This window comes from Bacillus sp. CR71 (genome assembly GCF_003429245.1).
GTDB classification, from domain to species: domain Bacteria; phylum Bacillota; class Bacilli; order Bacillales; family Bacillaceae_G; genus Bacillus_A; species Bacillus_A thuringiensis_S.
In genome coordinates, this window is sequence record NZ_CP031748.1 from 4,867,115 (window position 1) to 4,882,161 (window position 15,047).

The window sequence follows — 15,047 nt, forward strand, 5'->3', positions numbered from 1 at the left end:
ACCGATTCAATTCGACATAAAATTAGAAAATCCTTTTTTCTTTTTCTTCCATCGCTTTTGAAAGACGCAATATATATCGTCTCAGTGGGAAACAAACTATCAACAAGAAAATAGCATTTAACAATAAAGTAGCAAGGAGACGATCTGTGAAAAAGACATACGCTGGCATATGAGTACGTCCCAACAAAGTTAAAAATCCATACACATAATACTCTAGTGCTACAACGCTAGCTAATATGATGGAAACAACAATAAATAAATTCAATTGCAGTACTTTCATCACACTATAAACTAAATAAGCTAAAATCGGATAAGCAAAAATATATATACCGACAAGTTCTGTGTATACGGTATCAAATAAGAAACCAAATAATAGTCCGTAATAAATCCCTTGGACCGGACTATAATACACTGTAATAAAACATAAGACGATTATAAAGAAATGCGGTGCTGCTATACTCTCTTTCCAAAACACATTTGTTGGAACAATGGTAGCAAACATATTTTCAAATAGAAACACAAAAAGGAGCAAAAGAGGAAGAGCTGCTCTTTTTAAAATCTTCATCATCTCTTCTCTCCCTCCTATTCTAATGGCGCTGAAGGCTTTTTACGTTTAGCAACCATAATATGCTCTACGTCATTTAAATCAGCGGCAGGTTTTACATAAGCTGTTTTTGTTAAGCCGTATGCATCTGGTTGTACATCAACGATTTTCCCAATTACAAGACCTTTCGGGAAAATATCACCTAGTCCAGATGTTACAACCATTTGATCTTTTTCTACTTTTGCATCAGAACCAATCTTTGTGAAAAGAAGTAAGTGTTTTTCTTTGTCGTAACCTTCAATTAAACCAAAGATATTTTCTTGCCCTTGTACAATAGCAGATACACGATTTGTTCGGCTCATAGAGCTTAATAACTCTACTGATGATGTAAACTGAGATACACTTTTCACACGTCCAACTAAACCTTGTGAAGTCATAACAGCCATATCTTTTTTAATTCCTTGCTGTGCCCCTTTATCAATTCCAATTAAATCGTACCATTTATCTGAACTACGAGAAACAACAGTAGCTGGAATCTCAGTATAATCGCTCAGCAACTCCTTTTTTCCAGTTAACTCTTGTAACTTCTTGTTATCATCTTCTAATTGTTTTACTTTCCCTGATAGACCTGCATAATTATCTAATTTTGCTTTTAATTCTTTATTCTCTTCATACGTGCGCTTTACATCCTCTACATTTTCGAAGAATCCAGCTACGTATTTCGCTGGCTTTTGGAATACACGTTCTACAACACCGACAGTGTCTTTAACAAACTGCTCTGGCCATGTTAAACTGTTCCGTTCTTTCAATGAGATTCCAATCAATGCCACGAGAAGAATAATACTAACTAACAAAACAATTAATCTTTTGTTTAAGAAAAACTGTGGCACGTTCACACCCTCTTAATTTCACTGATTTTTATTTTGCAATATTATCGAGCAGCAGTTTTGAAAAGATCGATATTGTCTAATGCTTTACCTGTTCCAATTGCTACGCAATCTAATGGGTCTTCTGCAACAAGAACTGGCATTTTTGTTTCTTCACTAATTACTTTATCTAAATTACGTAGTAATGCCCCGCCACCTGTTAATACAATACCGCGGTCCATAATATCAGCTGCTAATTCAGGTGGAGTTTTTTCTAGTGTATTTTTAACTGATTCTACAATCGCATCTACTGTATCTTTTAATGCATCTGCAATTTCTTCTGGCTGAATTAGTACTGTTTTTGGTAAACCACTTACTAAATCACGACCGCGAATTTCCATAGGCTCGATACCTTCTGGCTCGCCTGCAGAACCGATTTCTAATTTTAATGCTTCAGCTGTTCTTTCACCGATCATTAAGTTATAGCTTTTCTTAATGTACTGAATGATTGAATCGTCCATATCATCACCAGCAACACGAACTGACTGACTTGTTACAATACCTCCTAAAGAAATAATTGCAACTTCTGTTGTACCACCACCGATATCAACTACCATACTACCAGTTGGTTCCCAAACAGGTAAGTTTGCACCAATTGCTGCTGCAAATGGCTCTTCGATAGGATAAGCATCACGAGCACCCGCTTGACGAGTCGCATCGATTACTGCACGTCTTTCTACAGCTGTAATACCAGATGGTACACATACCATTACATACGGCTTACGTGAGAAGAAACCGTTTGATTTTTGAGCTTGTTGAATGTAATATTTCATCATTGTTGCAGTTGTTTCATAATCAGCAATTACACCGTCTTTCATCGGGCGAAGTGCCACAACGTTCCCTGGTGTACGACCAATCATTTGTTTTGCGTCGCTACCTACAGCAACGATTTGTTTCGTATCAGTTTGTAACGCAACTACTGAAGGTTCACGTAAAACTACACCTTTTCCTTTTACATATACAAGCGTGTTCGCAGTTCCTAAGTCTATTCCAAGATCGCGAGTAAATCCACCAAATCCAAACATATTATTTATCTTCCTTTCTTGTTTTCACGGACTCATTTTTTCTTACTTTATATTATAAAAACAGTACGTTTTTTATATCTTTATCCTTTTTGTAGATAAATTTCTACAAAAAACTCATAAATCACATTATAAAACAAAATAAGTAAAAAGCATAGTCTTAAATATGACCTTTTTCCTTTAAACTCACGAATTTATGGTCACCTATTATAATATGATCTAGCACTTCAATTCCGATAATCTGGCCGCATTCTACTAAACGTTTTGTTACTTCAATATCTTCACGGCTCGGCGTGGGATCTCCTGAGGGATGGTTATGAAGACATATAATAGAGGCTGCTGCACGACGGAAGGCTTCTTTAAAAACTTCCCTGGGGTGTACAATTGACGTGTTTAAACTTCCAATAAAAATCGTTTGCCTATGTAGAACTTGATTTTTTGTATTTAAATATAAACAAACAAAATGCTCTTGTTGTAAAAAACGCATTTCTTCCATCATGTATTTCGCACAATCTTCTGGACTTCGAATACTATATCTATTTTGATATTCTAAACGCACCATTCTTCTGCCTAGTTCAAAGGCTGCCATAAGTTGCGATGCCTTTGAAATCCCAATACCATGTATACTAATTAGCTCTTCTAATGTTGCATCTTTCAACATACGTAAGCCATCAAATTGGTGTAAAATTTTATCTGATAACTTTAACACTGTTTCTTCTTTAGAACCTGTTCTGAGTAATACTGCGAGAAGCTCTCGATTTGATAAACTTCCGGCACCTTCTAACAATAAACGCTCCCGTGGCTGTTCTTCTCTTACAACATCACGAATACCGTTCATCTCTCCACTCCTTTATTTGTTCTCTCAAAGAAAACCCCATGCAATTTTACGCATGGGTTACATCAATATCAAATTGTTTTAATTCCCTAACGAGACGTGCAATTGGTAAGCCAACTACACTATAGTAGTCCCCTTGAATATTTTGAACGAAAATAGATCCTTTACCTTGAATCCCATAACTACCGGCTTTATCAAGAGGTTCTTTCGACGTGACGTATGTATCAATTTCCTCTTCTGTTAGCTCCCAAAACGTAACTTCTGTACGCTCATAAAAAGTAACCGTTTTTTCTTTTGATATAATCGCAACACCTGTATACACTTCATGTGTTTTCCCTGATAGTAATTGTAACATCTCTTTCGCCTCATCCTCATTAGAAGGCTTACCAAGAATACGCGACTCATATGTAACAATTGTATCTGCACCTAACACAATGTGATCACTATTATTTTCTGCCACCGCTGATGCTTTTTGCAAGGCAAGCGACATTACAATATCAGAAGGCGATGAATATGCACCAATTGTTTCTTCTACTTCACTTACAACGATTTCAAATGGTATGCTAGCTAACTCAAGCAATTCCTTCCTCCGAGGTGATCCTGAAGCTAAAATTATTTTTTTCATATTTTCTCCTTCCTTTCTCACATGAAGCAGAACAATTTATATCAATCGTATCAAAGGAATAGTTTGTCCACAAATGAAAGAAATATTAATTTCTCTAACTAAAATAACAATTCTTTATTGCATACGATTATATTCCTGTCATAGAGAAAGCACTTTGCTCTAAATTCAAAAGAAAAGAAAGAAGTACATGTACTTCTTTCTTACTCATTTTATTATCCTATCATTTCACTTTCTACGAAACAATTTTTTCATACGAAAGTAGGCCATCAATAATAACTTGATTTAATTTCACCAAAGATTCCTTATCCATTTTCCCATCTTTTACTGTTTGTACAGCTACCGACGTATACATATACAGTTTCTTTGCTTCTTCTTGCTTCATACTTTTCCCCTCTTTTTCAATCGCTTTCCATTCTTTTTCAATCGCTTCTATATCTTTTGCGCTGCTTTTTCCACCAACTTGTACACTAGAAGCATATTTTGCTAAATGAGTGTATAATGGCTGCACTTTTGTTAAAAATGTTCCTACTTCTTTATCATCTTTCAGCAACGCTTTATCTGTTATATCCCAGTTCTTTTTTAAAACGGAGACACCATCATTTTTATACTGAGTCATTAATTGATTTATAGCCTGTTCATCGCTAGCAATACCAACAACTATTGCATACTTATCCCCGCTCGGTCTCAAAGCTCCAATGCCCCCATTGCCTTTCCATTCTTCAAGAGCTGCTCGTCCCTTTTCTTCAGAAGAATAAAGCCCCCCTTGAACAAAAAATAATTTCATCGGATCCAATGACACTCCTGCCTGTGCTTTTTGTTTTTCTTCTTTTGGTTCTGATGTTTGTCCTGCCGTTCCACCCACCTTTGATTCTCCATTCCCAGTCGGCTTGGAAGCTGTTACTTCACTTCCTCCTGTCGTTCCTTGTCCGGTGAGTAAATGAAGCATCCCCATTCCAAACGCCGTACCGATAATAATTGCGGTTGCAACGATTGCAATTAATGTATTACTCCACTTCTTTCGGTATTTTTCCACAGACATCGATTTCGCTTTTTGAAACGGAACAACATTTCTCGGTCGTTCACCTTCTACTACCATCCATTCAAATTCATCTTTCTTCTTTTCCTCATACTTCGCTTCTGTTCCATTCACTTTCACTGAGATCGTTCGTGATTGCTTGTCCATACACTCACACCTCACCTCTTATCGTTGTCCGCATCATATCATATTCCTTTCACAAAAAAACGAGATATTTGTCAGAGAAATTCGCCAAATAACCCTATATATTTATCTTATATGTATGCTTTTGACTTCATTTGTAGAACAAAAAACTAGATAGCAAAGACTATCTAGTTTTTCTCGCGAATATATTTTCGAACTTCAGAAATGAAATAAAGAGAACCTGTTATGATGAAAACATCATTTTCTCCTATCATTTCAACTTTTGTATCAATTGCCTCTTTCCAATTTTCAAAAACTAATTTTGATTCTTTTTGTGAATATGATGCAAGTTTATCAGCAGAGATAGCACGATCAAAGGCGAATGTTGTAAAAATAATTTCATCTGCAATGGTTTCTAATTGGCCTACCATGTTATGCAATTGTTTATCACCAAGGGCAGTAAATAAAACTATTACATTTTTATCTTTGTAATGCGCTTCTACTGTTTTCACAAGGCTTTCAATACCTTCTGGATTATGGGCACCATCTATAATAATATCCGGGTTACTTTGCAGCTTTTCAAAGCGCCCAATCCAATACGCTTCCCGTAATCCCGTTCTTATTTCCTCTTCCTCAATTAAAAATGATAGATATGTTTTTACATACATGACTGCCATAAGTGCTAGCGCTGCATTTCCTACTTGATGAATGCCTTTCATTGAGATTTGCAAATCTTCAAATGCGGCAAAAGGACAAGTAAAATCAAACTGTTCCCCATCTTCTTTAGACTGCTTATGTAACGCTGTAAAATGCTTGTCAAGTTCGTATAGGTTTGCATGGTTTTCCTTTGCAACATTTTGAATGACTTCCAAAGCTTCTTCGTCCTGCACACCAGTAATTACCGGCACACCAGATTTAATAATCCCCGCCTTTTCATATGCAATTTCTCCTAGTGTATTCCCTAAAATATGCATATGATCGTGACCGATATTCGTAATAATCGTGAGAACAGGGTGTATAACATTAGTAGAATCAAAACGTCCACCAAGCCCTGTTTCAAATAAAACAACATCACAGAAATTGACTTTACCGAAATAACAAATTGCCATAACAGTAATAATTTCAAACTCCGTCGCTTCCCCTAAATCCGTCTCATCTAGTTTTTCCACGACTTGTTTTACCATCTTTACAAGTTCAGTAATCTCTTCATCTGCAATTGGTGTCCCATTCACACTAATGCGTTCATTAAATGTTTCGATATAAGGAGAGGTGAACGTTCCTACCTTATATTTCGCGCCTTCTAACATGTAGCGCATATATGTTAACGTTGAACCTTTTCCATTTGTACCAGCAAGATGAACACATTTTATATGACGCTCTGGATTTCCGAGTTCTTCTAGCATCCATCTCATTCTTTCTAATCCTGGCTTAATTCCAAATTTCAATCGGCTATGAATCCACCCTATCGCTTCTTCGTATGTATGTATCACGTATGCTTTTCCCCTTTCAAAAGACAACTTTCATAGTTCTATTATACGCAAAGAAAAGAGACTCACCAATATAGTGAGTCTCTAAAAACATTTTTACTTTTCAAGATCTACTAGACGTTGACGAACTGCTTCGCGTTTTTCTAGGTAATCTTGCTCTTTCGCACGCTCTCCTTCAATAACTGCCGCAGGAGCTTTCGCTACGAAACCTTGGTTAGAAAGTTTCTTCTGTACACGTTCTACTTCTTTATCGAACTTCTCAAGTTCTTTCTCAAGACGAGCTCTCTCTTCATCAAGATTGATAAGATCAGCTAATGGTAAGAATAACTCTGCACCTGATACGATTGCAGTCATTGCTTTTTCTGGCGCTTGTAAATCCGTTTGAATTGTTAATTCGCTTGGATTACAGAAACGCTCAATGTAAGAGCTGTTTTTCGTAAGTTGAGCAAGTACAGCCTCATCTTTTGCTTTAATTTGCATTTGAACTTTTTTGCTCATTGGCGTATTTACTTCTGCACGGATGTTACGAACAGAGCGAATGATATCAACTAGAAGGTGCATTTCTGCCGCAGCTTCCGTATCTTGTAAATCCTCGCGAACTGTTGGCCACGCAGCTACTGTAATAGATTCGCCTTCATGTGGTAAATGTTGCCAAATTTTTTCTGTTACGAATGGCATGAATGGATGTAATAGACGCATTGTTTGGTCTAATACGTAAGCTAAAATAGAACGAGTTGTTTTCTTAGCTGCTTCATCTTCACCGTATAGTGGAAGCTTCGCCATTTCAATGTACCAGTCACAGAAATCGTCCCAAATGAAGTTGTATAATGAACGTCCAGCTTCACCGAACTCATATTTATCCATGTTACGTGTTACACTTTCGATTGTTTCGTTTAAGCGAGTTAAGATCCACTTATCTGCAACTGATTTTTCACCAGTTAAATCGATTTCTTCATACTTCATATCATCCATGTTCATTAATACGAAGCGTGATGCATTCCAAATTTTATTAATGAAGTTCCAAGTAGATTCTACTTTCTCCATGCTGAAGCGTAAATCTTGACCTGGTGCACTTCCTGTTGATAAGAAATAGCGCATTGCATCTGCACCGTACTTCTCGATAACATCCATTGGGTCAATACCGTTACCAAGAGATTTACTCATCTTACGACCTTGCTCATCACGAACTAAACCGTGAATTAATACATCTTTAAATGGACGCTCGCCTGTAAACTCTAAACCTTGGAAAATCATACGAGATACCCAGAAGAAGATGATGTCATAACCAGTTACTAATGCATCTGTTGAATAGTAGCGCTTAAAGTCTGCTGAATCTTCATCCGGCCAACCAAGTGTTGAGAACGGCCATAGCGCTGAACTGAACCATGTATCCAGTACGTCATTATCTTGATTCCAGTTTTCAATATCTGCTGGTGCTTCTGTACCTACGTATACCTCACCAGTTTCTTTATGATACCAAGCTGGAATACGGTGTCCCCACCATAATTGACGAGAAATACACCAGTCATGAATGTTTTCCATCCAGCGTAAGTATGTGTTTTCAAAACGCTCTGGTACGAACGTTACTTTTTCTTCTTCTTTTTGTTGAAGTGCTACTGCTTTTTCTGCAAGTGGAGCCATTTTTACGAACCATTGTGTTGATAAGTAAGGCTCAACTACTGCACCGCTACGCTCACTATGACCTACTGAATGCATATGAGGCTCGATTTCTACTAATACGCCAGCCTCTTGTAAGTCTTTCACTAATGCTTTACGGCATTCGAAACGATCCATACCGTTATACTTACCAGCTTTTTCGTTCATCGATCCATCTTCATTCATTACTAAGATGCGTGGTAAGTCATGACGGTTACCTACTTCAAAATCATTCGGGTCATGAGCTGGTGTAATTTTTACAACACCTGTTCCGAAGTCTTTTTCTACGTACTCATCAGCAATAATCGGAATCTCACGGCCTACAATTGGAAGTGTAACTGTTTTTCCGATTAAATGTTTGTAACGATCGTCTTCTGGATGAACTGCTACTGCTGTATCACCAAGCATCGTTTCTGGACGAGTTGTCGCAAGACGAATGTGGCCAGAACCATCTGTTAACGGATAGTTCATATGGTAGAATGCACCTTGAACTTCTTTATGAATTACTTCAATATCAGAAAGAGCTGTGCGTGTTGCTGGATCCCAGTTGATGATATATTCACCACGGTAAATTAAGCCTTTTTCGTATAATTGAACGAATACTTTATTAACCGCATCTGATAAACCTTTGTCTAATGTGAAGCGTTCACGAGAATAGTCTAGTCCTAAACCAACTTTCCCCCATTGTTGACGAATGTGAGAAGCGTACTCTTCTTTCCACTCCCAAGCTTTTTCAAGGAATTTTTCACGGCCAAGATCGTAACGTGAAATACCTTCTTCACGAAGTTTTCCTTCTACTTTCGCTTGTGTTGCGATACCAGCATGGTCCATTCCTGGAAGCCATAGTACATCGTATCCTTGCATACGCTTCGTACGAGTTAAAATATCTTGAAGAGTTGTATCCCAAGCATGACCTAAGTGTAACTTACCAGTTACGTTCGGAGGTGGAATTACAATTGTATACGGTTGTTTCTTCTCGTCTCCTGTTGCTTCAAAATATTTGCCTTCAAGCCACCATTGATAAAGGCCTTCTTCAACGGACATATGATCATATTTAGTTGGTAAATTCTTTTCCGTGTTTGACATTATTTTCCCTCCTTAAAATAAAAAATGTCCCTCATCCAAAAAGGACGAGGGACATCGCGGTACCACCTTTATTTACAAACAAATTCATAATTTGCTTATACTCTTAATTTGATAACGGACAAATCCGTCTTTTCCTAATAAGAACTATTCCGTTCAGAAAAGATGCTCCAGGGCTACCTTCTAACATAACTATCTAGAGAATCTCCCAGCTAATGATTCTCCTCTCTGAAGACGTTTCATGTTATACTCTTCCCCTTCAAGGCATTTATATGATTGTTAATTATTATATACAATAGTGTAAAAAACGAAACCTTATTCGTCAAGATAAATTTAAGTCTATGAATTTTCAGGCGCACAAAAAAGATAAGTAGCATTCTCTACTTATCTTCTTTATCTCGCTATTTGCGGGCAGTAAGATCCCTACATCAAAATTCAGCTGAAGCAAAGAAGTTAGGCGGGAGCCCCGCTGATTAAAGTTTTACTTTACCCGTTCCCTTGCTGGGCAGCTTGTAATTGTGATAGGAAATATTCTATATTGCTAACGAGCCAATGCGATTGTTGCAAACTCTTTACTTCCAGCAATTCATTTTCCTCGTTGCGATTATCTTTTCTTTTTCTATACGAACCGATTTGTCGAATAAATTGTGATGGGTACGTCATATAAGCAAACATGAGAAGTTGCTCTTCTTTCGTAAACGGAAAATTTTTTTGATACATTTGAAACCATTCAAACCGATCACTTCTTGCGATCGGATATGTGTTTAAAGACCGTGAATAAAAACCTACTATATCTTGCACAGGCGTTGCAAACTTCGATTTTTCCAAACTAATAAAATAGCCATTCCGCTCATAGTCAAATAAAAAATGATTAAGTGACACGTTACCATGTACAAAAGTAATACGCGTTTTATCTTTTTCTTTCATCGCATCGTTCCACTCATTTAATTGCTTCGTTGCAAATTCACGCGCTCTCATTACATGATGATAGTACGTACAATATTGCAATTCAAGCGGGGACATATACCATTTTGATTCAGATTCTACGAGAAACTCTTCTAACATCTCACCATCATTTTCCCAGCGATTGGATATAGTTGTATAATGTTTTTCTAAATCTTCTTCCGTATACGTTTCTTCCTTCACAGTTTTTTGATGCAACGTTCCGAGTGTCTGAAACATTTTATGGTATTGATCATTGTCCTCACCATTTCCTTCTGCACGTTCTAACCAAGGCATTAAATAATAATTATACGTCCCGTCACTTAAAATATAATTTCCATCCGTCGCATGGTATATAGGTACATAATTTGAAAAACCTTTCTCCTTCAAATATTGAATATGATGCAGAAAGTTATTCCGCTCTAACTTTCTGCCTTCTATTTTCTTAAGTGCATATGGACCTTGATTCGTATAAATTTTCATTACATTTCCGTGCTCTTCCATATGCTGCGTATCCAATCTATATTGCCTCACGATAGGTTCATAGTGATTTCGCAATTCAATATCCATACGAATAACCCTTTCTATTCAAAACATAACTTCTAAGAAAAGAAGTGAGTGAAAACACTCACTTCTTTATTTCGCCTTTACTCTTGAAACGGGAATATAAATAATTTGCCCCGTATTTAAAAATATATCTTCTGTTTGATTGACACGGTACAAATTTTGTACCGATGTTTCATAACGGTCTGCAATAGATTCAATTGTATCCCCTTCTTGTACGAAATACATTCTTAACTTTGTAAATTCCTCTTCCGGTTCTTTCGTAAATAGTTTTGTTAAATAAAGCGCATTTTCATCTCGCTGTGAGTACTCTTCTTCTTGTTCTTCCTGCTTTTTCGCTTTTTCTTTCTTGAAATCTTTTCGTCCGAACAATTCAAATTGCGGCGTTGTTTCTTGCTCCTCTTCACGTTCCACAAATTCATGTTCTTCTATTTTCTCTTCTTCTAATTCCTGCTCTTTTCTTTCCTCTAATTGGAACGGTTCAAATGCGTAATCTTCCCACTCATCTGATTCCTTGTATGTTGGTTCTTCTACATGGGGCGCCGGTCTATTCTCATCCTCTTGCGCTGAATCTTCTTCTAAATCAGCATACACCGTTTCTTCTTCATCCTCGCTTCTCTCTTCATCACATAAACCAGTAATAGATATATCCGCTAATAATTGTAAGCAACCATTTTCCTTTAATTCATAATCAAATTCCTCAATTGATACATATAGTTCTTCAATTACTTTCACGCGATTTCTCGGAATTGATATTTCAAGCGGAAAGGAATGAACAAGTTCATTAACCCCATCTTCCCTTGTTTCTACATAATCAATTGACTTTGCTGGCGATAGTTCTCTTAGTGAATACGCCGAATCATCTTGCCTTGCAACATACTCTCCCGTTAAATCTAATTGCCCTCTCACGATTACTTCATGATCAAGCTCTTCTATCTCAACGTCTGGATCTAACGAAATTGACAAAAGTTCATCGACTTCCTGTCCCTTTTGGAACCAAACAGATTCTTTTAATGAAAATCGTAACGAATGATCTGCAGCCACTTCTTTTCCCCCTCCCAAACTATATGTCATTACAGATTTATGTAGGGAAAGCTTACTTTATGAATAAAAAAAATCGCTCCCCTTATGGAGAGCGATTTTTCCCTAATACATTATTTTAATTTTGACATTGCAATTTCAGCCGCTGCAATTGTCGCCTCAATATCTGCGTCACTATGTGCTGTCGATAAGAATAAACCTTCGAATTGAGATGGTGGCAAGAATACACCTTGTTCTACCATTTCACGATAGTAAGCCGCAAAGAACTCTAAGTTTGAAGATTTTGCTGCATCGTAATTAATAACGGGCTCATCTGTAAAGAAAATACCAATCATAGAACCTGCACGATTAATATGATGTGGAATGCCATGTTTTTCAGCTGCTTTACGTAATCCAGCTTCTAACATTTCAGCTTTACGCTCAAATTCTACATACGATTCTGGCGTTAACTGTACTAACGTTTCATAACCTGCTGCCATTGCAAGTGGGTTACCTGATAAAGTACCAGCTTGATAAATCGGTCCGCTTGGCGCAATTTGGCGCATAATTTCTGCTTTACCACCGTACGCTCCTACTGGTAAGCCACCACCGATTACTTTACCTAAACAAGTTAAATCAGGTGTTACACCGTAGTAACCTTGTCCACAGTTATAAGCAACACGGAATCCTGTCATTACTTCATCAAAAATAAGCAGTGCACCGTTTTGTTCTGTTACTTCACGAAGTCCCTCTAAAAATCCTGGTTGCGGAGGAACAACACCCATATTCCCTGCCACTGGTTCTACAATTACACAAGCAATATCATCACCGAATTGTTCAAAAGCGTATTTCACACTTTCTAAATCATTATAAGCTACTGTAATCGTATTTTTCGCTACACCTTCTGGTACGCCAGGGCTATCTGGTAAACCTAGAGTCGCCACACCAGAACCAGCTTTAATTAATAACGAATCACCATGACCGTGGTAACAACCGATGAATTTCAAGATTTTATTACGGCCTGTATAACCACGAGCTAAACGTAGTGCACTCATTGTCGCTTCTGTTCCAGAGTTAACCATGCGGACAATTTCAATCGATGGTACACGCTCAATAACAAGTTTCGCTAATTTATTTTCGATTTCTGTCGGTGCACCGAAGCTTGTACCTCTTTCAGCAACAGATTTTAACGCTTCAACAACACGATCATTTGCATGCCCATGAATTAAAGGCCCCCATGATAATACGTAGTCGATGTATTCATTTCCATCAATATCATATACTTTAGAGCCTTTACCACGCTCCATAAACAACGGATTCATCCCAACAGACTTAAAGGCACGAACTGGGCTATTTACGCCACCAGGCATTAAATCTTGCGCCTCTTCAAACGCTGCAATTGACTTATCAAACTTTTTCATTATTTAACGCCTCCTTCTTGCAACCATTTTGCTGCATCTTTCGCATGATACGTAATAATTAAGTCTGCTCCTGCACGTTTCATGCTAATTAATTTTTCAAGCACAACTTCTTTTTCATTAATCCAACCATTTTGCGCTGCCGCTTTAATCATTGAATATTCACCACTTACGTTGTAAGCAACGATTGGTAAATTAAAGTTATTTTTCACATCACGAATGATATCTAAGTAAGAAAGAGCTGGCTTTACAATTAAGAAATCAGCCCCTTCCATTACATCTGATTCTGCTTCACGGAATGCTTCCATACGGTTCGCTGGGTCCATTTGATATGTTTTACGGTCACCAAATTGCGGCGCACCGTGCGCAGCATCACGGAATGGCCCATAAAACGCTGATGAATATTTCACAGCGTACGACATAACTGGCACGTGTCCAAAACCATTTTCATCTAATGCATGGCGAATTGCTGTTACGAAGCCGTCCATCATGTTTGATGGCGCAATAATGTCCGCTCCTGCCTTCGCTTGACTTACAGCTGTTTTCGCAAGAACTGCAAGAGACTCGTCATTTAAAATAATACCATCTTCAATTACACCGCAATGACCATGACTTGTAAATTGACATAAACATGTATCTGCAACTACTACTAGCTCAGGGAAATCGCCTTTAATTTGTTGAATAGCACGTTGTACAATTCCATGATCACAATATGCTGATGATCCAACTTCATCTTTTTCAGCAGGTAAACCAAATACAATAACAGAACGAATACCTAAATCAACAACTTCTTGCATTTCAGCTTGCAATAAATCTAAAGACATTTGATATACGCCTGGCATAGAAGGAACTTCATTACGAACATTTTCACCTTCTAATACAAAAATAGGGTAAATAAAATCTTCCGTATGTAAAAACGTTTCACGCACAAGTGCACGCATACTACCGCTTTGTCTTAAACGACGATGACGATTAAATTGTAAAGAGTTCATAGATTTCTATCCCCATTCTTTCATTTTATAGATTCACAAACACATTGTAGTAATGCTTCTACAGTGTACTCTTTCGGCACAATAACAGACGGAAAATAACGGCTTGCCTCTTTTTCCGTAATAGGTCCTATACAAGCAATTGTACATTTTTTTGTCCATTCTCTCCAGTTTGCACCCTCAAGTAAACGAACAAAACTAGTAACAGTTGAAGGGCTCGTAAATGTAATAATGTCTACTTTCCCTAACTTCAATGCCGCTATAAGCTCTTGCTTTTTTTCTATATTCACTTTCGTACCGTATACGATTAGCTCATCTAGAGAAACACCAATTTCCCGAAGTGCAACCGGAATTACCTCTCTTGCTATATTCCCTTTCGGAAATAAAATACGTTCGTTTCCACTTAATTCTTTTAGAAACTCTTCTGCAAATGCTTCTGCAACAAATGAAGTTGGAACAAAATGAACTTGATAGCCCCTTTTTTCTAACTCTAATTTTGTTTTCACACCTACCGCAGCAATTTTAATGGTTAGCGGTAGTTTCTTGTTCAAACTATCTAGAAAAAAAGCTACACCATTTCTGCTCGTAAAAATAACCCAGTCATACGAATGTAGCTGCCCTTCAATATGTTGAATTTGCCTATGAGACATACCTTCCATATGCAAAAGCGGAATTTCCAATGGAATTCCGCTCTTTTCTTTCACTGCTACACTCATTTGTTTCGCTTGATGCTGGGCACGTGTAATCAATACCGTTTTTCCAGCGAGAGCGTTCATA

General features: G+C 37.5%; 13 protein-coding genes and 1 other annotated feature. All 13 genes read right to left on the reverse strand.

Annotated features, from left to right (window positions below):
* Positions 1 to 22 precede the first annotated feature (22 nt).
* Positions 23 to 568, reverse strand: a complete 546-nt coding sequence (gene mreD / locus DOS87_RS24490; RefSeq protein ID WP_000975762.1) for a rod shape-determining protein MreD — start codon at positions 566 to 568, stop codon at positions 23 to 25.
* Positions 569 to 582: 14 nt separating this feature from the next.
* On the reverse strand, positions 583 to 1,434 hold the full coding sequence (gene mreC / locus DOS87_RS24495; RefSeq protein WP_001135484.1) for a rod shape-determining protein MreC: 852 nt from the start codon (positions 1,432 to 1,434) through the stop codon (positions 583 to 585).
* 41 nt (positions 1,435 to 1,475) lie between these two features.
* Positions 1,476 to 2,495 carry a cell shape-determining protein MreB gene (gene mreB / locus DOS87_RS24500; protein ID WP_000466736.1) on the reverse strand — a complete coding sequence of 340 codons (1,020 nt, stop codon included), beginning with the start codon at positions 2,493 to 2,495 and terminating at the stop codon, positions 1,476 to 1,478.
* Between the two features lie 157 nt (positions 2,496 to 2,652).
* The gene (gene radC, locus DOS87_RS24505; RefSeq protein WP_001013396.1) at positions 2,653 to 3,330 is read right to left on the reverse strand and encodes a RadC family protein; all 678 of its coding nucleotides are present in this window, start codon (positions 3,328 to 3,330) and stop codon (positions 2,653 to 2,655) included.
* 46 nt (positions 3,331 to 3,376) lie between these two features.
* Entirely contained in the window at positions 3,377 to 3,952 is a 576-nt protein-coding gene (locus tag DOS87_RS24510; RefSeq protein ID WP_000720491.1) for a Maf family protein, read from the reverse strand.
* A gap of 232 nt (positions 3,953 to 4,184) precedes the next feature.
* Entirely contained in the window at positions 4,185 to 5,135 is a 951-nt protein-coding gene (locus DOS87_RS24515) for a hypothetical protein (protein ID WP_000360997.1), read from the reverse strand.
* A 164-nt stretch (positions 5,136 to 5,299) separates the two neighbouring features.
* Positions 5,300 to 6,601 carry a bifunctional folylpolyglutamate synthase/dihydrofolate synthase gene (folC, locus tag DOS87_RS24520; RefSeq protein WP_017763622.1) on the reverse strand — a complete coding sequence of 434 codons (1,302 nt, stop codon included), beginning with the start codon at positions 6,599 to 6,601 and terminating at the stop codon, positions 5,300 to 5,302.
* 93 nt (positions 6,602 to 6,694) lie between these two features.
* Positions 6,695 to 9,340, reverse strand: coding sequence for a valine--tRNA ligase (locus tag DOS87_RS24525; RefSeq protein WP_000072243.1), 2,646 nt, complete (start codon positions 9,338 to 9,340; stop codon positions 6,695 to 6,697).
* A gap of 37 nt (positions 9,341 to 9,377) precedes the next feature.
* Positions 9,378 to 9,609 (reverse strand) — a binding site (T-box leader).
* A 214-nt stretch (positions 9,610 to 9,823) separates the two neighbouring features.
* On the reverse strand, positions 9,824 to 10,849 hold the full coding sequence (gene ysxE / locus DOS87_RS24530; RefSeq protein ID WP_000350652.1) for a spore coat protein YsxE: 1,026 nt from the start codon (positions 10,847 to 10,849) through the stop codon (positions 9,824 to 9,826).
* Between the two features lie 66 nt (positions 10,850 to 10,915).
* Positions 10,916 to 11,887, reverse strand: a complete 972-nt coding sequence (spoVID, locus tag DOS87_RS24535) for a stage VI sporulation protein D (RefSeq protein ID WP_000718528.1) — start codon at positions 11,885 to 11,887, stop codon at positions 10,916 to 10,918.
* Between the two features lie 110 nt (positions 11,888 to 11,997).
* Positions 11,998 to 13,284: a glutamate-1-semialdehyde 2,1-aminomutase gene (hemL, locus tag DOS87_RS24540; protein ID WP_000712938.1), complete on the reverse strand. Its 1,287-nt coding sequence runs from the start codon at positions 13,282 to 13,284 to the stop codon at positions 11,998 to 12,000.
* Positions 13,284 to 14,273, reverse strand: coding sequence for a porphobilinogen synthase (gene hemB / locus DOS87_RS24545; RefSeq protein WP_001087080.1), 990 nt, complete (start codon positions 14,271 to 14,273; stop codon positions 13,284 to 13,286). Before hemB ends, hemL begins: the two co-directional genes overlap by 1 nt.
* 20 nt (positions 14,274 to 14,293) lie before the next feature.
* Positions 14,294 to 15,046: a uroporphyrinogen-III synthase gene (gene hemD, locus DOS87_RS24550; protein ID WP_000992324.1), complete on the reverse strand. Its 753-nt coding sequence runs from the start codon at positions 15,044 to 15,046 to the stop codon at positions 14,294 to 14,296.
* Position 15,047: the final 1 nt, after the last annotated feature.